This is a genomic window from Natronospira elongata (assembly GCF_034931365.1).
Lineage (GTDB): Bacteria > Pseudomonadota > Gammaproteobacteria > Natronospirales > Natronospiraceae > Natronospira > Natronospira elongata.
In genome coordinates this window covers 23,722-47,543 of record NZ_JAYGII010000006.1, presented here as the reverse complement: position 1 = coordinate 47,543, position 23,822 = coordinate 23,722, and the positions used below count along the sequence as shown (strand labels likewise).

At 61.1% G+C, this 23,822-nt stretch carries 18 protein-coding genes; 6 read left to right on the top strand and 12 right to left on the bottom strand.

The genetic code is table 11. The features are described from left to right. Positions 1-178 precede the first annotated feature (178 nt). The 3 genes from VCB98_RS04520 to VCB98_RS04510 are packed head-to-tail and all read left to right on the top strand — an operon-like array spanning position 179 to position 1,511. Positions 179-514 carry a tetratricopeptide repeat protein gene (locus tag VCB98_RS04520; RefSeq protein ID WP_346050713.1) on the top strand — a complete coding sequence of 112 codons (336 nt, stop codon included), beginning with the start codon at positions 179-181 and terminating at the stop codon, positions 512-514. Further along, positions 511-1,245, top strand: coding sequence for an LOG family protein (locus VCB98_RS04515; protein ID WP_346050712.1), 735 nt, complete (start codon positions 511-513; stop codon positions 1,243-1,245). Before VCB98_RS04520 ends, VCB98_RS04515 begins: the two co-directional genes overlap by 4 nt. Positions 1,246-1,265: 20 nt before the next feature. Beyond that, the gene (locus VCB98_RS04510; protein WP_346050711.1) at positions 1,266-1,511 is read left to right on the top strand and encodes a putative signal transducing protein; all 246 of its coding nucleotides are present in this window, start codon (positions 1,266-1,268) and stop codon (positions 1,509-1,511) included. Between the two features lie 37 nt (positions 1,512-1,548). On the opposite strand, the gene VCB98_RS04505 is transcribed toward VCB98_RS04510, so the two are convergent. The 3 genes from VCB98_RS04505 to uvrD all read right to left on the bottom strand — a co-directional run bounded on the left by VCB98_RS04505 (position 1,549) and on the right by uvrD (position 6,680). Then, positions 1,549-3,000, bottom strand: a complete 1,452-nt coding sequence (locus VCB98_RS04505; protein ID WP_346050710.1) for a TrkH family potassium uptake protein — start codon at positions 2,998-3,000, stop codon at positions 1,549-1,551. 34 nt (positions 3,001-3,034) lie between these two features. Next, entirely contained in the window at positions 3,035-4,411 is a 1,377-nt protein-coding gene (gene trkA, locus VCB98_RS04500) for a Trk system potassium transporter TrkA (RefSeq protein WP_346050709.1), read from the bottom strand. A 103-nt stretch (positions 4,412-4,514) separates the two neighbouring features. Continuing rightward, complete coding sequence (gene uvrD, locus VCB98_RS04495) at positions 4,515-6,680, bottom strand: DNA helicase II (RefSeq protein WP_346050708.1); 2,166 nt, start codon at positions 6,678-6,680, stop codon at positions 4,515-4,517. A gap of 154 nt (positions 6,681-6,834) precedes the next feature. On the opposite strand from uvrD, the gene VCB98_RS04490 reads away from it, so the two are divergent. Then, positions 6,835-9,393 carry a putative bifunctional diguanylate cyclase/phosphodiesterase gene (locus VCB98_RS04490; protein WP_346050707.1) on the top strand — a complete coding sequence of 853 codons (2,559 nt, stop codon included), beginning with the start codon at positions 6,835-6,837 and terminating at the stop codon, positions 9,391-9,393. 24 nt (positions 9,394-9,417) lie between these two features. Beyond that, the gene (locus VCB98_RS04485) at positions 9,418-9,939 is read left to right on the top strand and encodes a BsuPI-related putative proteinase inhibitor (RefSeq protein ID WP_346050706.1); all 522 of its coding nucleotides are present in this window, start codon (positions 9,418-9,420) and stop codon (positions 9,937-9,939) included. 71 nt (positions 9,940-10,010) lie between these two features. Here the strand turns inward: VCB98_RS04485 and VCB98_RS04480 are convergent, their stop codons facing one another. The 9 genes from VCB98_RS04480 to VCB98_RS04440 all read right to left on the bottom strand — a co-directional run bounded on the left by VCB98_RS04480 (position 10,011) and on the right by VCB98_RS04440 (position 22,816). Further along, positions 10,011-12,584, bottom strand: coding sequence for a M14 family zinc carboxypeptidase (locus tag VCB98_RS04480; RefSeq protein WP_346050705.1), 2,574 nt, complete (start codon positions 12,582-12,584; stop codon positions 10,011-10,013). 192 nt (positions 12,585-12,776) lie between these two features. Continuing rightward, the gene (locus VCB98_RS04475; RefSeq protein WP_346050704.1) at positions 12,777-13,244 is read right to left on the bottom strand and encodes a hypothetical protein; all 468 of its coding nucleotides are present in this window, start codon (positions 13,242-13,244) and stop codon (positions 12,777-12,779) included. After that, positions 13,231-13,524 carry a hypothetical protein gene (locus VCB98_RS04470; protein ID WP_346050703.1) on the bottom strand — a complete coding sequence of 98 codons (294 nt, stop codon included), beginning with the start codon at positions 13,522-13,524 and terminating at the stop codon, positions 13,231-13,233. The genes VCB98_RS04475 and VCB98_RS04470 overlap by 14 nt, the downstream gene beginning before the upstream one ends. 276 nt (positions 13,525-13,800) lie before the next feature. Beyond that, positions 13,801-15,435 carry a JDVT-CTERM domain-containing protein gene (locus VCB98_RS04465; RefSeq protein WP_346050702.1) on the bottom strand — a complete coding sequence of 545 codons (1,635 nt, stop codon included), beginning with the start codon at positions 15,433-15,435 and terminating at the stop codon, positions 13,801-13,803. A 162-nt stretch (positions 15,436-15,597) separates the two neighbouring features. Beyond that, positions 15,598-17,052 (bottom strand): OprO/OprP family phosphate-selective porin, encoded by a 1,455-nt coding sequence (locus VCB98_RS04460; RefSeq protein WP_346050701.1) that lies wholly within the window; start codon positions 17,050-17,052, stop codon positions 15,598-15,600. Positions 17,053-17,229: 177 nt separating this feature from the next. After that, positions 17,230-18,897 (bottom strand): ABC transporter permease, encoded by a 1,668-nt coding sequence (locus VCB98_RS04455; protein ID WP_346050700.1) that lies wholly within the window; start codon positions 18,895-18,897, stop codon positions 17,230-17,232. Then, entirely contained in the window at positions 18,897-19,922 is a 1,026-nt protein-coding gene (locus VCB98_RS04450; protein WP_346050699.1) for an extracellular solute-binding protein, read from the bottom strand. The genes VCB98_RS04455 and VCB98_RS04450 overlap by 1 nt, the downstream gene beginning before the upstream one ends. An 8-nt stretch (positions 19,923-19,930) precedes the next feature. Beyond that, positions 19,931-21,001 (bottom strand): ABC transporter ATP-binding protein, encoded by a 1,071-nt coding sequence (locus VCB98_RS04445; RefSeq protein ID WP_346050698.1) that lies wholly within the window; start codon positions 20,999-21,001, stop codon positions 19,931-19,933. Between the two features lie 309 nt (positions 21,002-21,310). Further along, on the bottom strand, positions 21,311-22,816 hold the full coding sequence (locus VCB98_RS04440; RefSeq protein WP_346050697.1) for an aminotransferase class III-fold pyridoxal phosphate-dependent enzyme: 1,506 nt from the start codon (positions 22,814-22,816) through the stop codon (positions 21,311-21,313). A gap of 197 nt (positions 22,817-23,013) precedes the next feature. Here VCB98_RS04440 and VCB98_RS04435 point away from each other — a divergent pair, with 197 nt between their 5' ends. Continuing rightward, entirely contained in the window at positions 23,014-23,673 is a 660-nt protein-coding gene (locus tag VCB98_RS04435) for a class I SAM-dependent methyltransferase (protein WP_346050696.1), read from the top strand. Positions 23,674-23,822 lie beyond the last annotated feature (149 nt).

Sequence of the window (23,822 nt, the reverse complement as noted above, 5' to 3'; positions counted from 1 at the left end):
CCATTGACGGATTGTGGTGTTCCCGGCGTCAAAGGGCCTTTGGCCAGACCAAAAGCGTAGACTAGGATAGCCTCTGTGTCTGCCAGTCCCTTCTCCGCACCGTCGTCACTGCCGGATGGGGCGATTGGCCGGCGCCCTGTTATGCTGTGCCTGTCAGCGGCAAAAACGTGATCAAGCGATGCTGGAGAATCTGCTCAAGATGCTGGAAAGGGGCCAGGACAGCGCCATGCTGCGCTTCAGTCTCGGCAATGAGTATCTGCGCCGGGATGCGCTGCCGGAAGCGGCCCAGCATTACCAGGCCGCCCTGGAGCTGGACGCACAGTATTCTGCTGCCTGGCGGGCTTACGGCCGGACCCTGTTGCGCCTGGAACGACTGGAGGCGGCCGTGGAGGCCCTGGAACAGGGCATCCCCGTGGCCGAGGCGCGCGGAGACAAACAGGCTGCGCGGGAAATGCAGGTCTTTCTCAAGCGGGCCAGAAAGCAACTGAGTGAACGGGATCGAGACAAATCATGAATGACGACAATTTCCGGGAACTGACCGAAAGACAGCAGGCCCGGCAGCGCAACGACAGCAGTCTGACTCGGGAATCATGGAAGATCTTTCAGATCATGGCCGAGTTCGTGGAAGGCTTCGAGAAGCTATCGCGAATCCGGCCATCGGTCAGTATTTTCGGGTCGGCCCGCACGCCATCGGAGGAGCCTTACTACAAACTCGCGGTGGACATCTCCCAGCAGCTCTCCGATGCCGGCTTTTCCGTGGTCACAGGTGGCGGCCCCGGGATCATGGAAGCGGCCAACCGGGGTGCTGAGGCGGGGAAATCGCCCTCCATCGGTCTCAATATCGAACTGCCCCACGAACAGGTGGCCAATGCCCATCAGGACATTGAGCTGCATTTTCGGCATTTCTTCACCCGCAAGGTCATGTTCGTCAAGTACGCCTCCGCCTACGTAGTGCTCCCCGGCGGTTTCGGCACTCTGGACGAAATGGCAGAGATCCTGACCCTGGTCCAGACCGGCAAGACACGCCGAATTCCCATTGTCCTGGTGGGGCAGAGTTTCTGGGCGGGTCTTGTGGATTGGTTCCAGTCCCATCTTGTCGGCCAGGGAATGATTTCTCCCGAGGACATGGAACTCTTCCACGTGGTGGACAAGCCCGAGGAAGTATTGGATGTGATTTTTGACCATTACAGTACCCGCTCCTTCCAGCCGTCCGATGCGGAAGCGGATTTGATGCTGGACCTTTGATCTAAGGAGCAATGGCGGCAATGAAATACAAAACCGTGAAGCAATATCGCAACAGCCTCCAGGCTGAAGTGGGAAAAGGCAGGCTGGAAGCGGAAGGCATTCCGGTGATTCTGGCTGGCGTTGGTCTGGGCCCTCTCACCGGTTTCTTCAATCCACGCAGCAATGATGTCCGCCTTCAAGTCCCCGAGGATCGGCTGGAGGAAGCGCGGGAGATCCTGGAGACCGACTTTTCCGCGGATGTGGATGAGCAATGGGATCAGCAATAGTTTTGCTTGAGCGCGTCCCCTCGAAGCTCAATGCCGATCAGCGCTGCCAGAAAGCCGGTGTCAGCAATACCAGGACGGTAAAGATCTCCAGCCGCCCCATCAGCATGGCCACGATGAGCACCCATTTGGACAGGTCATCCAGGATGGTGAAATTGGCCGCCACATCGCCCAAGCCCGGCCCCAGGTTATTGAGGGCCGCGGCCACCGCCGAGAACGCGGTCACCTGATCCAGGCCCGTGGCCATGAGGATCAACATCATGACCACGAAAAGGGCCACATAGACTGAGAAGAACGCCCACACTGAATCCAGGACCCGCTGAGGAAGGATCCGGCGCCCCAGCTTCGCCGGAATCTCCGCATTGGGGTGGATTAGCCGGGTAATCTCCCGCGCGCCCTGGTTTACCAGCAAGCGAATACGGATCACCTTGATCCCGCCGCCGGTGGACGCGGCGCAGGCGCCGACAAAACTACTGAATATCAGCAAAACGGGCAGGAATCCCGGCCAGGCGACGTATTCAGCGGAGGTGAATCCTGTGGTCGTGGCGATGGAAACGGCCTGAAAGCTGCCCTTGATCAGGGCATCCAGACCGGATTCATAGACCTGGGCCAGCAGCAGATAGCCCACGACCAGACTGACCACCAGAGCCTGAATGACTAGATAGGTGCGGAATTCGGGGTCCTGGAAGTAGTGCCCCACGATCCGCCGCCGGACAGCAAGGAAATGAAGGGCGAAGTTGACCCCGGCCAAGAGCATGAAAGCCACTGCGATGAGTTCGATGGCGTGGCTGTTGAAATGCCCGATGCTGGCATCGTAGGTCGAGAATCCCCCAATGGCGACCGTGGAATAGGCATGCCCAATGGCATCGAATGGCGTCATCCCGGCCAGCCAATAGGCCAGGGCACAGGCAGCAGTCAGGCCCAGATAGATGTACCACAAGCCCTTGGCGGTCTCGGCAATCCGGGGCGTGAGGCGAGCCTCCTTCATGGGTCCGGAAATCTCGGCACGAAAGAGCTGCATCCCCCCCACGCCCAGCATGGGCAGGACGGCAATGGCGAGCACGATGATGCCCATGCCACCCAACCATTGGAGCTGCTGACGATAGTAGAGAATCGATTCAGGCAGATGATCCAGGCCCACAAGAATGGTGGAACCGGTGGTGGTCAGACCGGAGACCGCCTCAAAAGCGGCATCGGTAAAACTGATTTCCGGGTTTTCCGACAGCAGCAAGGGGACCGCGCCGGCCAGGCCGAGCACCAGCCAGAAGCTGGCCACGACCACAAAGCCGTCGCGGGTGCGCATGTCCCGGAATTCCCGCCGCGCCGGAAACCACATCAGCAGGCCGGTCCCGGCGACGATCAGGAAACCGACAATGAAGGCGAAGGCGGCGCCGTCCTGATACCACCAGGAGACCCCGATGGGGGGCAGCATGGAGAGGCTGAAGGCCATCAGCAGCAAGCCGAGAATGCGCTGGATCACCTTGACATGCATCAGGCGCCCTCCTCCCCTGGGATGCCCCGCCCCATCATATGAAGGTTACATCCACCTGAAACAGGCGCTCCACATCGGCCACATACTTGCGGTCGACGAGAAAGAGGATCACATGATCCTCGGCCTCGATCACGGTGTCGCGATGACCCATGAGCACCTCATCATCCCTGACAATGGCACCAATGGTGGTGCCGGGGGGCAGAGGAATATCCTCGATCGCCTTGCCCACGACACTGGAAGTATTTTCATCCCCGTGAGCTACTGCCTCAATCGCCTCGGCCGCGCCTCGGCGAAGGGAATGCACGGCGACCACATCACCCCGGCGGATGTGGGCCAGCAGGGAACCGATGGTGACCTGCTGGGGTGAGATGGCGATATCGATGGCGCCGCTCTGAACCAGGTCCACATAGGAAGGCCGATTGATCAGGGCCATGGTCTTGCGGGCGCCCAGATGCTTGGCGAGCATGGAAGACAGAATATTGGCCTCCTCGGCATTGGTCACGCCGCAGAAGACATCCGTGGCCTCAATGTTCTCGTCCCTGAGCAGCTCCTCGTCAGCCGCATCGCCATGAAGAACGATGGTCTTGTCGAGCTGCTCGGACAGCTTTCGGGCCCGGTCCTTGTCCCGCTCGATCAATTTGACGTTGTGGGTCTCTTCAAGCGCGGCTGCCAAACGCATGCCGATGTTGCCACCACCGGCAATGATGACCCGGCGGGCGGGTTTATCGAGCTTGCGGAGTTCGGAAATGACCTGGCGAATGTCTTCCCGGGCGGCGATGAAGAAGACCTCATCGTCGGCCTCGATCACGGTGTCACCCTCGGGGATGATGGCATCCCCCTGGCGATAGATGGCTGCTACCCGGGTATCCAGATCCGGCAAGTGCTCCCGGATGGTACGCAATTCGCTGCCCACCAGTGGCCCTCCGTAATAAGCCCTGACAGCCACCAGACGGACCCGGCCCTCGGCAAAGTCCAGCACCTGCAGGGAACCGGGGTACTGGATCAATCGGCGGATATAGTCCATCACCAGCTTCTCCGGGCTGATGACAACATCCACCGGCATGGCTTCCTGCACGAACAGCCCCTCGGCCTGCACATATTCGGTGGAACGAATGCGGGCGATCTTGGTGGGGGTATGGTAGAGGGTATAGGCCACCTGACAGGCGACCATATTGGTCTCGTCGCTGTCAGTGACCGCGACAATCATCTCGGCATCATCGGCGCCGGCACGCTTGAGAACGTCGGGAAAGGAGCCGAAACCGCGAATCGTGCGAATATCGAGGCGATCCTGTAATTCCTGCAGGCGTTCACTGTCCAGGTCAACGACGGTCACATCGTTGGCCTCTTCTCTCGCCAGATGCTGCGCCACGGTGGATCCCACCTGGCCGGCCCCAAGAATAAGTATCTTCATGCGCTCGCAGATTACGCCTAGGGCGGGAAGGGTGCAAGATCGAAGTGCTGAGTGCTGAGTGCTGAGAGGGCAGTGCCTTCCCACACTCAGAACTCAGAACTCCTCACACCGGTTCAAGATTTGCGTAGGCCAGTACCAGCCATTTCGCGCCCACGCCCTCGAAGTTGACCTGGATTCGGGCCTGGGGGCCGTCGCCCTCCCGGTTGAGCACCACGCCTTCGCCAAAGGCGGCATGACGGACGCGGGATCCCAGGGTGATGCCATCGGCCGGGCGGCCGGCATCCATCAGGCCACTGCCGGCCACGGCGGGACGGCTGACCTGCACCCGAGGCCGAACTTCGTGCAGGCATTCAGCCGGGATCTCGGCCAGGAAGCGGGAAGGCACACCGTAATTCTCACTACCATGCAGACGTCGTCGCTCAGCATAGCTGAGATAGAGGTGCTTCATCGCCCGGGTCATGCCCACATAGCAGAGCCGCCGCTCTTCCTGGATGCCGTCCGGATCCTGAATGGAGCGCTGGTGAGGGAAGAGGCCATCCTCCATACCCGTCAGGAACACCAGGGGGAACTCCAGGCCCTTGGCAGAATGCAGGGTCATCAACTGAACGCAGTCCTCCCAGGCCTCCGACTGGCCCTCGCCGGACTCCAGCGCCGCGTGGGAGAGAAAGGCGGCCAGTGGTGGCAGGGTTTCTTCCAGCGGATCGGGCTCATAGCCCTGGGCGGCGGTGACCAGCTCATCCAGGTTCTCCAGCCGGGCATCGGCCTTCTCGCCCTTTTCCTTGCCGTAATGCCCATAGAGACCGGAGGCCTGGATTACATGGTCCACCTGTTCATGGAGGTCCAGATCGGCCGTATCGGCCGCCATGCCATCCACCAGTTGGGCAAAGCGCTGCAGGGCTGACCCGGCCCTTGAGGAGATGCGACCACTACTGACCAGATCATGGGCGGCCGCCCACAGACTGCCGCCCATTGCCCGGGCATGACTGCGCAGTTGCTCCATGGTGCGCTGACCCACGCCCCGGGTGGGGACATTGGCAACACGCTCAAAGGAAGGATCGTCGTCGCGATTGGCAATCAGGCGCAGATAGGCGAGGGCGTCCTTGATCTCCTGGCGTTCGAAAAAGCGCAGGCCGCCGTAGACCCGATAGGGGATGCTCTCCGCCATGAGCAGTTCTTCGAATACCCGAGACTGGGCATTGGAACGGTAGAGAATGGCAATATCGGAGCGGGCGCCACCATCACGCAGATACTGCCTCAGTGACTCCACCACGTATTGGGCTTCATCGCGCTCATTGTAGGCGGCATAGAGAGTGACCGGCTCGCCCTCCTCGCCCTCGGTCCAGAGGTTCTTTCCCAGACGGTCGGGGTTGTGGGTAATCAGGGCATTGGCCGCCCGCAGAATGAGGCCGGTGGAGCGGTAATTCTGCTCCAGTCTCACCACCAGGGGATCGGGGAAATCCTCGCGAAAGCGCTGCAGGTTCTCGATCTTGGCGCCACGCCAACCGTAGATGGACTGATCATCATCGCCGACAATGAAGGGATGGCCGGTCTTACCGGTAATCAGGCGCACCCAGGCATACTGGATGGCATTGGTGTCCTGAAACTCATCCACGAGCACATGCCGGAATCGCTGCTGATAGTGGCGCAGGATATCGGCATTGTCCCGCAGCAGTTCGTGGGCGCGGAGCAGCAGTTCAGCAAAATCAACCACACCGGCGCGCTCACAGGCCTCTTCATAGGCATGATAGACACGCAGGAAATGGCGCTGGACCGGATCACCATTGTCGGCCACATGACGGGCACGCAGACCTTCATCCTTGCGGGCATTGATAAACCACTGGATCTGACGCGGCGGCCAGCGACCATCGTCGATTTCCAGGGCCCGGAGCAGGCGACGGATCATGCGCTGCTGATCTTCGGCATCGAGTATCTGGAAGCCTTCACGAAGACCGGCTTCGCGCCAATGCAGACGAAGCAGGCGATGGGCCAGACCGTGGAAGGTACCCACCCACATGGTCCCCGCCGGCGCGCTCAGCAGGGATTCGATCCGCCCCCGCATTTCGGCGGCTGCCTTGTTGGTGAAGGTCACTGCCATGACGCCCAGGGGCGAGACCCCTTCGACCTGCATCAACCAGGCAATTCGATGGACCAGCACCCGGGTCTTGCCACTGCCGGCGCCGGCCAGTACCAGCACAGGGCCGGCCGGGGCGGTAACGGCCTGGCGCTGGGCATCATTGAGAGGATCGAGAATTGCGGTGACATCATCCATGGTGGATATTCTAACAGTCCTCGACCTTGGTGGGCCTTCCGTCGCAATATCCTTGCCCTGCGCTGCTCGAATTGAGAGTATGCTCGGCTGCGAACTTGGGTTGGGGAACCCACAGGGGTGTTGAGGGGGCCGACGAAGGAACGCTGGAACTCGCATGATCGAAGCACTCACCCTGATGGTGGCCTTGGCCGCCGGTGGCAGCTGCCCGGCGGCGGCGCCACTTCACCTCCCCGAAGATGGTCTGCATATTGTTGCCCCCGAACAGCTTCTGTCCTGGAGTGAAGATGGGGGGCGGATCAAGGCTGAAAAGCTCATCGAGGCACCCGCCTGCCAGGCGTTCACTGGCGGCCACCAGGATGAGGCCCTGGCCGGCCAGCGAGTATGGCTCAAGCTGAACCCGGAGAAGCTCAACGGGAACCAAAGCTGGGGTATTCGGATCCCCGCTACCGGCTATCGCGAATTCTGCATTCACTGGCCAGTGGCTGAGTCAGACTGGAACAGGCAATGCATGCGGGCCGTGGCCGACACCCAGCCCACCGACCCCACCCGCATCCTGAACGCGCCCCCGAACATGGCCAGCGTGGCACCGCCCGACCTGGATGCAGACCGGGCCATTCTGATCTCCGCCCGTTCTCCCTTTCGCGCCTCGATTCCCCTGCTGGTCGGCCCCGCCGATGCGCTGGTCAGCGGCAACAATCGGCAAATGCTCTTCAATGGAGCCGCCTACGGCGCGCTGGCCACGCTGGTGATCTATGGACTGCTGCTCCTGGGCAGTATCCGTCAGTCGGGCCTGCTGTACTTCTCCGTATACATCGGGGCCTTTGGTACCGCGCTTTTCGTTGGTGAAAACCTTCACCAGCAATGGTTCGGACTCAATGCCATGGAACTGAACCTGCGGGGTCCCTACTTTCTATTGGCATTGAGCTTCCTGGCAGGCAGCTTCTTCCTTGCCCGCTTTCTGCGTGACCGGGACGCCCCCGCCTGGCGGGACCGCCTGCTCTGGCTCGGGGCCACCTTCAGCATTGCCTTGATGATGTTGGCCGGCATTCGTCTGGACTGGGCGCTCTGGAGCTCGGACACAGCGGCGCTCTTGTTTGCCTCGGTGGGCCTGGTGGTTACCGCCGAAGGCGTATTCAATCGCCGGCGGAATGCCGGCCCCCTGCTATTGGGCTTTGTCTTCCTGCTGCTTGCTCTTTGCATTAACGGTCTGGTGCGTCTGGAGTTGCTGCCACCCGTGGGCCTGGGAAGCTTCGACTTGTTGAAGCTGGGCATCCTTGCCGGGGGCCTGAGCCTGGGGCTGGCGGTGCAAAGGGAATTCGCCACGCTTCGGAAACAAAGGGACAGGGCCTCCCTGCTCGCCGATACCCATCAGCGGATTGCCCGCTACCGCGCCGACTTTGACACCACCACCGGCCTCCCGGGTCGCCGGCGCTTTTTTCGTCTGGTCACTGAACGAGTGGCCCACGCGCAAGGGCGAGGCGTGGGCCTGCTGATGATCCGGCTGGAGGGTTTTCGTCGCCTGCGCCACTTCCGCGGCCAGGAGGCCAGCGATGACCTGCTTCGAATCGTCGTTGGCCGACTGCAGGCCCTGGAGACCGGCGGGCGCGTACTGGCCCGGACGGAAACAGACGAATTCAGCCTGCTGTTGCCATTGCCCGCCCTGCACAACGCCGCGGAAAGCCTGGTCGACGCACTCGCTGCCGAGCTGAGCGAGATGCTGCGCGAACCCATTGAGCTTGGCGGCGAGGATATTGCCCTGGAGATGAGTATTGGCGGCAGCCTCTACCCCGGGGCGGCAAACAGTGGTAACACTCTTCTGCGACAAGCGGAAGCGGCTCTGTTTGAAGCGCGCGCCACCGCAGAACGGAGTTTCAGTCTCTACGGACGGACTGATGGGCCGGGCCTGGTGGAACGCTGGGAAATGAGAAATCGATTGGTTCAGGCCCTGGCAGACGATGCCCTCGACATCCATTACCAAACGATTATCGATCTCGATAGCGGCCAGATTCGACAACTGGAAGTGCTGGCACGCTGGCATGATCCGGTCCTTGGAGATGTGCCGCCCTCTTTGTTCATCGGCGTCGCTGAAAGCTTCGGCCTGATTGATGATCTCGGCCGACAGGTGATTGAAAAGGCCTGCCGGCAACTGGCGGCCTGGGAACGCAAGGGTCGCTTCCGTGGGGTACAACTGGCACTGAACCTTTCACCGCTGCAGCTCCGTGATCCCGAATTCGAGCCGTGGCTTGTCCGATTGCTGCGCCGCCTGGAACTCTCCCCCCATCGGCTGAACCTGGAAGTCACCGAGAATGTCCTTGTGGAGAATCTGGCGGCGGCCCGGGTTCAATTGGGACGACTGGCCCGACGAGGCATCGGCATCAGCGTGGACGATTTCGGTGTGGGCTATTCCTCGCTCAGCTACATCCGCGAACTGCCCATCGACGTGATCAAGATCGATCGCAGTTTCGTGGCCAGGCTGGACCAGTCGGCACCGGAGAGGGAGATTCTCCGCAGCATCCTGGATATGGCGGCCAAACTCCAGCTCGACGTGGTTGCCGAAGGCATCGAAAGGGAGAGCCAGGCAGCGTTTCTAAGAGAGAATCACTGCCCCATGGGCCAGGGCTTCCTGTTCAGCCGACCGGCACCGGCGACAGCGATGGAGGGTGATGAACCGGGTCCGGGCGCGGTGGTCTATACTGGACACGCTCCCAACTGACGCCGACTTTCACGGAGGTTTGGCATGCAGTATCCCCGCTCACTGATACTCCTCATCAGCTTGCTCGCCCTTGGCCTGGGCGGCTGCGATGATGACGACAATGATGCCGGTTCGGAAGGACCGCGCTTCGTTACCGAAGTCCATGTCGAAAACACGGCGGGCGAGCGCGTGGACAGCCTGCCGATAGGTCAGGATGCGGTAGTGGTATTGACGGTGAGGAACCGAAGCACCGAAGCACAGAGCCTGACATCATCCGACGCCAGGACCCGGGATTTCGTGGTCCTCGACGACGCCGAGGAGGCCGTCAGGGTCTGGTCTACCCGCCATGGCTTTGATCAGGCTGTAAGAGAAGTAGAATTCGAGCCCTTGGAAACGCGCCGCTTCGACATGGAGTGGGAGGGCCTTCTGGATGACGATGGCCAGCCCTTGCCGGTCGGCCAGTATGAGATCCAGGGCTGGCTGTCGGTCGAGGAAGAAGACGGCATTGACGATCTCTCGCCAGGACAGTTCCGGTCGACCCTGCAACCGTTTGCCATCGAAGGCTGAACAAAGCTACGTTGACGAGCAAGGGGCGTGTCCCGATGGGACACGCCCCTTCTGCTTGTCGCATCTAAACTTCAGGCGCTGGGCCCGAGAACCACGGCATTGAGAAATAGCCGGTCAACACCGCGCCAATAGCCACGGAAATTCAGATCCTCCGGAAAGGCCACCACCCGACCACTGCCCACCCGTTGCTCCCAGGCGAATACCCCGCCGGGCAGCTTGTCCAGGCTCTCTTCCCAGACATGTCCCGCCACCGGGGCGTCCAGGTTGCCGGCATAGCGAATGACTGCATTCTGCGCGGGTGAGGGCGGCCCCTCGGGCGCACGGTAGATTCGATTGGAATTGACCATCACTCGCGGGGCGCGATCAAAACCGGCAGACAACCAGTGGCGCTCGTCGATCTCGGTTTCGAAGAAAGCGCCGGGAACAGCAATGCGGTGGGCCGGTGGCTCATCATCGCCGGTCGCCCAGGCGTCCTCCAGGCCGATCAGCTCCAGTTGCTCCCGGACCAGATCGACGGCATTGCCAATCACCACGAGATTGCCGCCGTCTCGCACCCAGCGCTTTAGCCGTTCCTGGCCATCCTCACCCAGACGCTCGGCGAGGGCGGCGGCGCTGAAGGTATCCGCGATAACGATGGTGGAGAAGGATTCCAGGCGGGTCCCGGCGACGGACTCCACCCGCAACACGGTGCTGTCCAGTCGGTAGGCCTGGTCCAGGGTGTGCCATGCCCAGCCGAAGGAATAGGGATGCATGGGCTGTTCCGCCAGCAGCGCGATTTTTCCCGGTGCCAGATGGAAGGTCTCGGCGCCACCAAGGGCGGGCAGATCGCCGCCGCTGGTGCGACCGCTGTCCACCCCGTGGGCCATCAGGTCGTATTCCGCCACCAGATCGGCGAGTTGCTGTTCCAGGCCCTCATCCTGGCCACCGCGTCGAATAATCACCGTGCCCCGGGAAAAACGCTCGCCACCGGCCTCGAAAGCCCGGGGGCTGACCGCCACTCGGTAGCCGGCATTGCGCAAGCGGTGAGCCAGGGGAATGGCCGCGGTCTGGCGGCCATCCAGCAGCCAGGCATAGTCAGCATCCGGGAGTTCTCCCCCCACCCGTGGTTTTTCTGTGACCGGCTCGGTGGGCAGATTGGCCCCACTGGTGCTTGAGAAGGCCTGGAGATCGAACAGCAGGGGCAGAGACCAGGCGGTGATGTCATAGAAGCGCGGATTCTCGCCCCGGTCCACCCGTTCACGCGCCTCGGCCAGAAAGTCCTCCGGCACCGGCGCATCCGGCTCCAGCAATACACGGATCAGTCGATTACGCGGCTGCTCGGCCTCGATCACGTAACTGTTGGCGGGCAAGGCGCGGGTACCGACGGAGTTGCCCTCCCGGTCACGAAGGCCTCGCAGTCTTACCGATTCGCTGAGACGGGACACTTCAATGCCATTGCGCTTGAGCATGGCCACGGTCTCGGCCAGGATCTGCGGGTCGGCGTCCGGGGTGAGAATATATCGGCGGACCCCGCTGCGGCCCTCATCCAGGGCGCTTTGGTGCCCGGCCAGATAATCTTCAAGCAGTCTTGCCCGTTCCTCGCTGGCCAGGCGAACCGCTGCCCGTGCGGTGATGTACTGCTGCTCTACCGCCTGACGGAAGTGGCGAACGGAGCCGTCACTCAGCTCAAGGGCAAGCCCTCTTGTGGAGCCCTGCTCATAGAGCATGCCCACGGCGCCCTGATAACTGCCCCAGGAGGTGGTGTAAGCGGGATAGAAGTAATTGAAGATATCCCGCTTGGTGTACTCGGCACCGGCCTCATCAAAGGCATCGGCGTAGGCAGCCCCAAAATCCTCGAACCAATCCCAGGCAAAGTCGGGGAAATGGGGATTGCGCGGCCCGGTGGGCGGATCGAAGTAAAATTCGGTGTCATGCCCCATTTCATGAGCATCAATCACCACCTGCGGACGCCAGCTCTGAATCAGGGACATCCGCTCCCGTGTCTCGGGATGGGTATGGGCGAACCAGTCCCGGTTGATGTCGAAGAAATAATGACTGGTCCGAAAGCCCAGGGCATCCCAGCCATCGAAATCATTCGACCAATCCTTCTGCGAGGGATTGGCCTCACGACCGATACGGCGGTGATTGAACATGGCGAAGGCGTCACGGCCATCGGGGTTCAGGGTGGGATCAATGATCACCACCGTATTTTCCAGCCACTCAAGAACCTCCTCGTCCTCGCTGGTGGCCAGCTCTTCCATCAACCGGGTCAGACCGTCGCTGCCGGACAGCTCGAAGCCATGGATAGAGCCGCCAAACCAGAGCACGGCGGGTTGATCGTCGATCTCCGCCTCACCCAGCCGGGGATCCCCCAGACGCTGGGCGCCTGCCTGGATCTCGTCCAGCCGCTCGTGATTGGCCGGTGAGGTGATGATGGCGGCGACCAGGGGGCGGCGCTCGTAGGATTCGCCCTGATGGACCAGCTTGACCCGGTCCGTTTCCCTTTCCAGGGTCTCCATATACCGACGGATGTCATAACTGCTGGCGATGCGTTCACCGAGGGGATATCCGACCACGGATTCGTATTTGGGAGCCTGCGACCAGGCCGGCTGAACAAGAAAGAGGAAAAAGGCGAACAGACCCAGGCGCATTGGGACACGAGACATGGATGACTCCTTATCGACCGGAACCTACGGGGGTTCCTTAGGGAATTCGGGACAACACCGTACAACAACCCGGTGCGGCCCTTACATCCTAGCCGACCCCATGCCGTCGAATTGGTTCCGACGGGCTCCCCTTATCCCGCAGCAATCGTTTTCCCGGCCCAGACGGTGCAAGCACTATCACTCCGTGGTGCGCTAGAACTCGAAGGCAAAGCTGAGGCTGGCGATCTCGGTGTCGTCCTGCTGCTGGTAGAAGGCTGCAAGGGAGTAACCACCCAGATCCAGATCGAAGCCCAACTGGAGCCCGATGGTGCTGTCCACGTCCACATCCGAGCTATCCCTTTGCAGCGTGCCCTGCGCATCACGAAAGCGAGTATTCACAGTGCCGTTCCCGAAAAGCACCGCATTGACGGTGGCATAGGGGGTGAACCCCATCCGGCCATCTGCCAGGGGAATGCGGTTCTGCACACTGAACTGCGCAGAAAGGGTTCCAATGATGGTGTCCGAGCTGAAATCATCACCCCCATCCACATCCACCGTGAAAATATCCGTTCCGAAGGAGCCGGAGTAGGCCACTCCTTCCGGATCGCCCATTTCCATACCCCAACGAAGGTTGAGCACGAACAGGTCAACGAAGCCGGCATCATCTTCACCGGCGGCCAACCCCCCGGAAAAGAACTCCCCCCTCCTGCTTGGTCACATAGGTCACCCCCACCATGGAAAAATCCGAGGGGCCATTGTCGGTGTCCTGCTCAATGGTGAGCGCATTGACACCGATCCGATGCTGACGACCCGGATCACCGTCCTCGGGATCCCAGGGGGAAGTGATCGGAGCGGGTGCGAAACTCAGAGTAATGTCGTCGGCAATGACGGGGGCGGAGAACAGCAGGAATGCGGCGATCAGGCCGATCAACAGTCTCCGTGGACCAGGTAATTCCATCATCGGGAGCCCTCCAGAGTTCAATCACGATCGATTCAAGCTTAGTCCGCGGTCGCATCGGCCACATCACCCATTTGGGTGATCAATTGACGCTAGCAGCTCCCGATCAGCCCAACTGCGGCCCCTTTGCCATGCGCACCGAAGCGATAATTCGCCAGCTCGATCCCAGTCTGAGTCACCTACCCATCGCGCCACGCCCGACGACGGGCAGAGGAGGATGAAAAAACGCCCCGGACCATCTGGTCCGAGGCGAAGCTTTTGAGGGAGATTGCGTCTCGCTTAATTTCGGGTCAATACGCGCCGTGCGAAAAGACCGGCAGCAAACAGCACCAGGAGGGGCAAGGACGGGTCTTTGAAACCATTACCATTACCCATGACGCAACCGGAGCCGGAAGAGCTGCTGCCCTCAGAGCCGCTATCGCCCTCGTCTCCATCATCGCCGTTACTATCATCATCGTCGTCGTCCTGACGATTGATTCGTACATCATCGATGAACACCCGAAGATCGGGATCCTGGCTATCCAGGGCATCGACAACACGGATGCTGAGGCGAACAAAATTATCACCGGCTCCCGGGGTTACCGGCACGGTTTCGAACAGCTCCCAGGTATCCGCCTGGAAAATCTGATCGGTATCGCTGTTGTTTTCCAAAGGATCATCATTATCCAGGGTGGAGTTGATGCGAGTAAGGCAGCTATCCCAGTCTTCGTGGAACTCATACATCAGCGCCACATCAAGACGCTGACCTTCGTTACTGCGCAGGTAGGCGCTATAACTGAACTCCCCGTCGAGGTCGCGAATGTCGACGCACTGGTCCAGATTATCGTCGTTGGCATCTGATGGATCACCGCTGGAGATGTCATCGATACCGCGGAACTTGAATACCCTGTTACCGACGACGGCATCGAAATTCAGCCCACGGTCTTCATTGGGCACGGCTTCGGTTGCGGCACCTCCATCGCTCTGGAGGTCCGACAGCATCCAGCCGAAAGGTCCCTGGTCGTCATCCGGCCACGGCGTACGAACCGAGAAGAATGCGTCCCTTTCAAGGTCACCGGGGAGCTGATCAAAATCACCATTGACCAGCAGGTTGTCACCGTCGTTGATCCCATCAATGCTCAGGACCACATGGTCCAGATAACTCTGCCGGGGTCCAGTGGGTTCAGATCCATCATCGGTCTGGTCACCGGCGCCAATGAAAATGGCCACCGACTGGTACTCTTCGTCGGCGGCACCCTCCAGGATGGCGGTGGCCCACTCCCACGGCTCGATGACCAGGGCTTGGACATGATTTTCCACGGCGGTGCCGGAGCTGACGAGGTCGAAACGCTGGAAGTGCACCTGAGCGCCATCGGCAAGGTCCACCACGTCGTCAAAGAGATCGATGTCTTCGTTCAGCTCGCCCGCACAATCAGTCTCGCTGTAAAACTTCACGGCGAGTTCTACTGGCAATTCGCCGATGCCATCGGTAGCGCGGGGGAACTGGGTCGTGGCGTTCACGGAAAGGCTGAAATCAGCGCCTTGGACGTTGACCGTCGACAGATCCACGCACTGGGCGATTGCATCGTCATCGCCACTCAATGCATTGTCATTTTCGGAGAAGCGCACGACCGTATCTTGATACGCATCCAGATAATCAAAGGCGCTGATGTCGGTGAGAATGGACTGTTCACCGAGATCAAGGATAACCCAGCCCGGCAGGCTGTCCAGCTGGCCTTCGCACATGTCATCGAACGCGGATTCACATTGATCGGCATCGGTTTCGCTCTGGAGCACGAAAGCGCGTTCCGAGACCGAAAAATCACCATTGACAACATGTCCGGCCTGGGATGTGGTGGCGGCGAGTCCCAGTGCAATGGCGGAAGCGAGGGCCCCGCCCCCGAATTTTCCAAAATTCTTTGCTGTGCTGTTCATTTGCTTACCTCTCTTGCTGATGAAACGGTCCGAACAGATCCGGTGCGCTACACCCTGACCAAGGCAGGTTTCACATCCGTGACGATGAGGTTAAAAGCAGGTTTCTTTTGGACCGCCGGGCATCCACCTTGAGACTCACGACCCAATCTGATCCGCTGCCTGTTAGAACTCGTACTGAAAGCGCAAGGCGTAAGCCATGCTTTCCCATGACTTCGGCCCACCATCGACCGGGTCGATGCCACGTTCGGCATCGATGTACATCACATTGAACTTGAGGATGATGTCGTCTTCGGGATACCAATTGAGTGCAAAGGTGTAGTGATCAATCTTCTGTCGATCGTCTGCCACGTGATGCTCCATGGAGTCGGCAGTGGCAAAGCGTGCAGCCAGTTCCCAGGCACCTCGCCCGCCCTTGCTAAGAGGGCTGTCGACGCTGGTTCGTCCAAAATCTCCACTGAAGGCCCGGTAGTTGCGCTGTTCGCCGGTGAGGAACCAGTTGGCCTGGAGGTAATAGCCGGATGATTCCATTTCGGTCACCTCCGGATTGGCTCCCTCAAAACCACGGGACTCCTCGTCCCGAAAGAGTGTCTGTACCAGGTATTCCCCCTGAAGTGAGAACGGGCCTGTACCCCAGGCGGCTTCCAGGGCATATGTGGTCCAGTCGCGAACATTTTCCATATCATTTTCGCCGATCATGCGACCGTCCACGGCGCGGGTGCCAAGACGGGTCCGCATGCGCACCGGGTTGTATTGCCGTTCCCTTCCGCGACTGCGTTCATACTCGTAGGCATTGCGTCGATAGTTGACAGAAAGACCCAGGTGCGACCAGAGACCGGCTTCTTCGTCCAATACGGGTGCGAATGAGGTACGGCCCGCGAAGGACCAGCCTTCACTCACGTCACGATCTCGTGCAACGCCATCACCGCCGAACAGTCCTGCCGCGGCATACCATCGTGGCAGGATGGTTTCATACATCACACCGAGTTCACGGCTGGGTCGATAGGCGTCCACTGGAGCAGCTCGCTCTATGAAGGTGATCCGGCGGGAACTGGTGCTGCTCTCCATGCTGAACGGTTCCTTGAAGTGTCCAACCGCGAGACGACCCTGAGGAAACAGATAGGCGATATAGGCGTTGGCGAAGCGAACTTCGTCATCCCGGAAATCCACCTCCAGCTGCCACTCCCAGTTGTCGTACATCACACCCAGGGCCCCGAGGCGGGCACGCCGCAAGATGGTGCCGTAGCGAGCAATGTCGCCCCGATCGGCTCGCTCGTCGTCGGTGGTCTTGAATGGATTCTCAAGCCAGGCGGCGTCGGCCATTAAACGGCCACGGAAGCCGAAACGGTGTTTTCCATCGGCCGTTTCAATGGCGAACTTGTTCACTCGAGCGCGAATGTCATCGCCGACGACGGGCATGGTCGGTTCATAATCAAAGGACTCGAACCGTTTTACCGGCGCGTCTTCGGCCAACAGGGCATCCGCCCGCTCACGGCTCAGCGTACCCTCCTCGACCAGGGCTTCGATGAGACGGGATTCAGCACTGCTTGCATTGGCCGCGGGTGCACTCATCAATGCAGCCAGGCCAATGCCAATCAGGGAACTGGCATGCTTATTCATGATTTCTCCTTCACGTGCATGGAAGCGCCCGGGTTGACACGACAGCGGCACCGCCGTCCGTGGGTGCGTGGGGCGCGAGGCAAGTCCTTCCCGGGGAACAAGGAAACGCCGCTGGTGGGCAAGCCATGTTAGGCGGTAGAGATTGCAGGGATTTAACGAGAATGTTTCAGCGATTTTTCAGTGGGATGAACGGCGTCTCAGCTGGAAGGCCACGAGCACGATGGTGCTGAGCAGAATGGTCAGGCTGGCCATCGCCATAGCCAGGGAGATATCCCCCTGTTCGAATTGGCTGAAGATGAAGGTGGCGGTGGTGTCGGTGCCGGGCGGCAGCAAGAGGATGGAAGCCACCAGTTCCCGCATGCAAACAATGAAGGTGACCAGCCAGGCGGCACTCAGCGCCGGACCCAGTTGAGGCAGTACGATGCGGGTAAACACTGTGAAACGGTTGGCGCCCAGAACGGCGGCGGCATTCTCCAGATTCACGCTCATGCTTTGCAGGCTGGCATTGGCGTAGTTGAGGGCGTCGGTGATGTAGATGATCACGTAGGCCAGCAGCAGCATCCACACCGTATTGTAGAGATCGAACGGTATCCAGGGCGCGTTCCAGGCCAGAATCAGGGCCACGGCCATGACGATCTTTGGAATCACCCGGGGCAAGGTGGCAATGCCATCCAGCAACTGTTGCAGGAGACCACGGTTGCGACTGCCCACATAGGCGATGTATCCGCCAATCAGAATACAGACGGTGGCGGCGGACAGGGACAGGCCAAGGCTCGTCAGCAGCGCCGAGGCACCCCGGGATCCCGGACTGAGGAGCTCGCGATAGTGAGCCAGAGTCAGGGCGGGGCGACCACCCTGCCAGCCCTCGGCGAGGCTGCTGAGCATCATGGCCAGGTAGGGGACTATCGTGCTAAGCAGGAACAGCAGGGCGACGAAGGCCCAGCCAAGCCAGTGACCCTTACGCCCAATGGGGAGTTGTCTTGCCGGGCCCGGGCGGTAGCGCCCCCCACCGATCCATTGACCAAGCCAGCGACTGCCATAGAGGCCAGCCAGCGCCATCAGGCACAGCAGACTGGATAAGGAAGTGGCCAAACCAAGATCGACCGGCCAGCTGGTCACCAGATAGAAAATCTCAGCGGGCAGCAGCGGCAGATTTGAACGTGTCCCCAGCACGGCCGGAACCCCGAAGTTGGAGATGGCCTCCAGGAAGACCAGCAGACCGGCATTGAGAATGGCTGGCAGCAAGAGCGGCAGCAGAATCAAACGCAGACGCTGCGACAGGCCGGCACCGAGCTGGGCGGCCGCATCATCAAAACGTTGCGGGAGCCGTTCCAGAGCCGCTTCCACCGCCAGCGCCACATAGCCAAAAGAGGCCAGGGCCATGACGGTACTGACCCCCCAGAATGAAAAGAACCAGGCACGCAGGCCGGCCGGCAGTCCCCCGAGGAAAGCGTCTGCAAAGCCCCCCTCCTGCATGACGAGAATGTAGGACAGCGCGGCGATGTAGGGCGGTGTCATGATGGGAAAGAGGAGGCTGAGCCGCAGCCAGAGCTTTCCGGGGATGTCAGTACGGGCCAGCAGGAAACCGCAGGGAATGCCAATCACCCAGCTGATCAGGGTCACGCTGCCGGCCCACAGCAGGCTGGTGCCGATCATGGCGCCCAGATCCGTGGTTTCGGCGATGCGTTGATAGGGCTCGAGGAAGCCGCTCAGGGAGCCGCCGAGAATCTGCGGGAAGACGCTTTGCAGAAAGAGAATGAGCAAAGGATAGCCGGTCAACAGCAGCAACAGACCCAGGCAAAGGAGCAGGGGCAAACGCTGCAGAAGGAACGCTTGCCTGACCATCACGGCGTCGACTCCGCAGGGATCACTTCCGCTCTTTCCACACGAATCTGGAAGCGACGCAGGATGGTCGCCTGTTGCTCCCATGCCGCGACCGGATCCACATCAAAGGTGGCGGGTGCCTCGGCGTGTCGGCGCAGTGCGCTTGGCTCGACGCCTGTTCTCGCCGGCAGAAGATGTTGCGCCGCAACCGCTTCCTGCATGGCTTCACTGAGATAGAAGTCGACAAAATGTCGAGCCAGCTGGGGCACCGGCGTATCCGCCAGGACGGCGACGGGCCGTTCCACCAGGGCCGAGCCAGACGGTGGGTAATGCATGCGAATATCCGCACCGGCGTCGATCTGACGATAGATCAGGTAATCGGCGGCCGCGAGTATCACGTCATAGGTTCCGACTACCAGGCCGCTGATGGCCTGACTGTTGGCAGCCGAAAAAATCAGGCCATGCTGGCGGGCGGCACGGAAATCGTCCCGCGCGGCCGCCTCGCCCCGTTGCAGACTGTAGGCGACGAGAAAGTCACCGGCCGAACCGGAGCGGGAAGGCGAAGGCATGGTCACCCTGCCCGGCCCCTCGCCGGCGAACACGGTCGCCCAGTCGAGGTTTTCGTCCTTGTCCGCTCGCAGGGCCATGCCGACCAGTGCCGCCGAGGTGGCAAAGTAGTACTGATCCGGGTCGTGCCACTCCTCACGACTGTCTTCCCACCAGTCGGGATTGGGGTAGGCCAGCAGGCGGCCGTCCTGTTTCAGGGCCTCGGCGGCCGAGCGACTGGCGAAAACGACCACATCCGCCCGTGGCCGATAACGCTCCGCTTCGAGACGGGCCATTACCTGTCCGGTGGTGGCGGCAAACAACTCGACACGTACGCCTTTCTCCGACTCGAAGGCCTCTGCCACCTGTTCGGCCAGCACGCGTGGCCCGGCGGAATAGACCACCAGGGTCTCGTCTTGATCCTGCTGGCTGCAGGCAATGACCAACAGGAGAAGCAACAGCAAGGAGGTAGCCGTCAGGGGATGACGCGGAAGGGACATGGTTGATGTCAGTCAGGCAGGAAACGAAGGGCGTTGCGGGGAAAGCGCACCCGCACAGTGGCGCCTTCGCGCACCGGCCCGTCCGCGATGCCACGCAGGGTATGGCCGTTCTCCAGTTCGGCGAAGGCCTCATGACGATCACCAAGAAAATGCATCTGCCGACAGATGGCCGAGAGTTCGATCACATCATCCCCGGGGCAGCAGGCACTCTGACTGATGCAGACGGCTTCCCGGCGCAACATGCAATTGCCTTGTGCCGGGAGACGCTCGGCCTGACCGTTGAGGGACAGGCGCAGGCCACCCTGGACGGCGACCTCGTTGGCCTGGCGCTGATAGGGCAGGAGGTTGGAGCTCCCCAGAAACTCCGCCACGAAACAACTGGACGGTTCGCGATACACCTGTTCGGGCGGACCAATCTGTTCGATGCGCCCACCTTTCATCAAGGCGATTCGATCACCCAGGGTCATGGCCTCGGACTGATCGTGGGTGACATACACCGATGTCACTCCGCTGTCTTGCAGCAGCGCCCCGAGTTCCGTTTTCAGGTCCTCGCGCAGGCGAGCGTCCAGGGCGGAGAGAGGCTCATCGAGCAAGAGCAGTCGCGGCTGCACCGCCAGGGCCCTGGCAATGGCCACCCGCTGCTGCTGCCCCCCGGACAGCTGTTCCGGTTTGCGGTCAAGAAAATCACTCATGCGCACCCGCGCCAGTGCCTGCTCCACCTGCTCACGAATGCGTGAGCGATGAGCGCCGCGAACACGCAAGCCAAAGGCAACATTCTCCGCCACGGTCATGTGCGGCCACAGACTGAAATCCTGGAAGACCATGGAGAAACGACGATCCCGCATGGGCCGGTGAAAGCCCTGGGCCGGTGCATCCAGAACCTCACCATCGCAGCGAAGCTCACCCTGGTCCGCCGCCAGCAGCCCGGCAATGATGTTCAGCAGGGTGCTCTTGCCACAGCCCGACGGCCCCAGCAGGACCAGGCACTCACCGCGGTCGAGAGAGAAATCGATGCCATCCAGCACCGGGTTGCCATCGAACTGCTTGTGAAGCTGATGACATTCGAGGAAGACGGACATCATGACCTCCGGAAATACCTGCCGTGCCGAACCGGGGAAGATTCGGGCAAAAACCGACGGTCGAGGATGCCAGAGGGGCCTTTCAGTTTTATGACAGGGCCATGACGGGAGACGGCCGTTCGTCGGGAACTGTAACGGTCAGATAGGGTTCAGACAACCGTGCTTATTTCGCTTTCCCGGATACATCAGCAACTTCGGAGGCACTTGAAGGTTATAAAAGAAAGCCCCGTTCAATCATTGAACGGGGCTTTCCCGGGACGCTTTCCCTGTACTGGCCAGCGAAAGCGGTGCCTGGCAGAGGGCAGAAACTCAGCCGGTCTCGCGCATTTCCTTGCGAGGCCCATGTTCCAGGGCGTCACGCACGGCCTCGATCATCAGATCGACCTCTTCGGAGGTGATGTCAAAATGGGGCGTGAAGCGCAGGGAGTTCTCGCCGCCGTGGATCACGCCCAGGCCGCGGGTACGCATGTACTCCTCGGTGGAGCCGGCGCCGTAGCACTTGTACTCGCCGCTATCCAGTTCGCAGGAGAAGAGCAGACCGGTGCCCTGGACCTTGGTGATCTTGCCCGCCAGCTCGGTCTTCAGCGCTTCCAGCTTGTCCACGCATTCCTGACCGCGATCGCGGATGTTGGCGCGCAACTCGTCACTGATGGATTCCAGCACCGCCACGCCCACGTCCATGGCGCGCGGATTGGCGGTCATGGTGTTGCCGTAGATGCCCTTACGATAGAGGCTCGCGGCACGCTCGTTCATGGCCAAGACGGACAGGGGATACTGACCGGCGTTCAGGGCCTTGGAATAGCTCTCCATGTCCGGACCGTCCAGCTTCTCGAAGCCGGGGTAATCGACAATGGACAGACAGCCGGTGGCACGCAGGCCGGCCTGAATGCTGTCCACCAGCAGCAGGGTGCCATGCTCACGGGTCAGCTCTCGAGCGGCCTGGTAGAACTCGGGGGTAATGGCCATGCCGGGATTGCCCTCACCCATCACCGGTTCGATGAACAGTCCCTCGATGAATACGCCATCCGCCTCGGCCTGGGCGAACCTCGCCTTGAGGTCCTCGACATTGTTCACTTCCACGGTCACCAGATCCTCATCGCGGTCGCGGAAGCTGGCCAGATGCTTCTGATAGGTGCCGCGACTGGAGTCGGAGAACTGGGCCGGCCGATCGGTACGGCCATGGAAACCGCCCACCAGGGCCATGCGACGAATCGCCTTCCCGGCATGGGGGCCACCCTCATCGGTGGCGATCTTGGCATTGACGTCAGCGATACGGGCCGCCACGGTCACGGCCTCGGAACCGGAGTTCATGCACAGGAAGCGATCGAAGGGGCAGTCGCCGCCGCGGGCATGACCAATCTCGCGTTCCAGGGCGTCCACCAGGCGGCGCTGACTGAAATTGGCGGTCATGATGTTGGCCATGACGTGCGGCCGGTTCATGGCCTCAAGCACCCGCTCGGGGGCATGGCCCATGCCGAGCATGCCGTAGCCGCCGTTGTCATGCAGCACCGCACCCTTGGCGGTCACGATCCAGGGCCCACGGGCCGCCAGGGTCACATAGGGATTGACGGCATCATCGGGGTAGAAATTGACGAAGCGCCCCTGAATTTCCTGGATCTGCTGCTCTTCATCCAGGTTCAGCATGTCACCGTAGTCACCCTTGAGCTCGGCGAACACCGCCAGCGCCTCGTCCACGGCCTGGACCAGCAGTGGATCCTGCTCGGCAAAACGACTGATCACATCGTCGGACAGCCCACTGGTGAGTGTAGCGCCGCCCACGGCGCGAATTTCCCTGAGTTTGTCGAGTACCGACATGGCTCCGGCCTCTCTTCTGTTGGGAACCCTGAAGCAAACAGACTCCGGGTTCGGTGGCCCCAAAAACAAATACCGGACGGAATGCTCGAACGACTGGGGCCTGCTGGCCCCGCGCCCGGAATCCGCCCGGTTCGTGTACAATCCTCGCTGTTCGGCATGGCGCCGAAGACCTTGTAGAATACCGAAAAACGCCCCTTATGTCCAGGCAAGCCGCTCCCTCCTGCCCCCTCTGCGACACCCGCCAGGGCCGTCTGTTCTGCATCGACGCCCGCCGGGGCCGCCGCTACCGGCGCTGCCCGGATTGCCGCCTAACCTGGCTTGACCCCGAGCAACGCCCCAACCCGGCCAGGGAAAGGGCGGAATACGCCCTGCACCAGAACGATCCGGCCGATCCCGGCTATCGGCAGTTTCTCTCCAGGGTGGCCGACCCGCTGCAACAACAGCTGCAACCGGGTTCACAGGGCCTGGACTACGGCTGCGGCCCGGCAGCGGTCCTCGCGGACATGCTCACCGCCGCCGGCCTGCCCACCACGGCCTATGACCCCTGCTTCCGGGCAGAACCGGCGGCACTGTCGGGACGCTATGATTTCATCAGCTGCACCGAAACGGCGGAGCACTTCTTCCACCCGGGCCGGGAATTTCGCCGACTGACCGAGCTGCTGCGACCGGGCGGCGTGCTCGCGGTGATGACCGGCCGACTGACCGAAGACGCCCGCTTCGCCCGCTGGCGCTACCGTCACGACCCCACCCACGTCTGCTTCTACCGCGACGAGACCTTCGCCTGGCTGGAACAGCACGTCGGCTATTCCCGTGTCTACCGCCGGGGTGATGTATGGATCGGTCGGCGGCTGGCTTGAGGGTCAGGGCGAGGGAATGATTGTAAGCAGTGTGCGTTGGCTTTCGGCTGGCGATTGCCCTTTGACGAGGGTGACGGGGGCGCGTTCCGGCTGCGGGGCGGTAAGCTCCACATCGCGAATGAATTCGCTCCCACGGTGCCTGTGGCGCA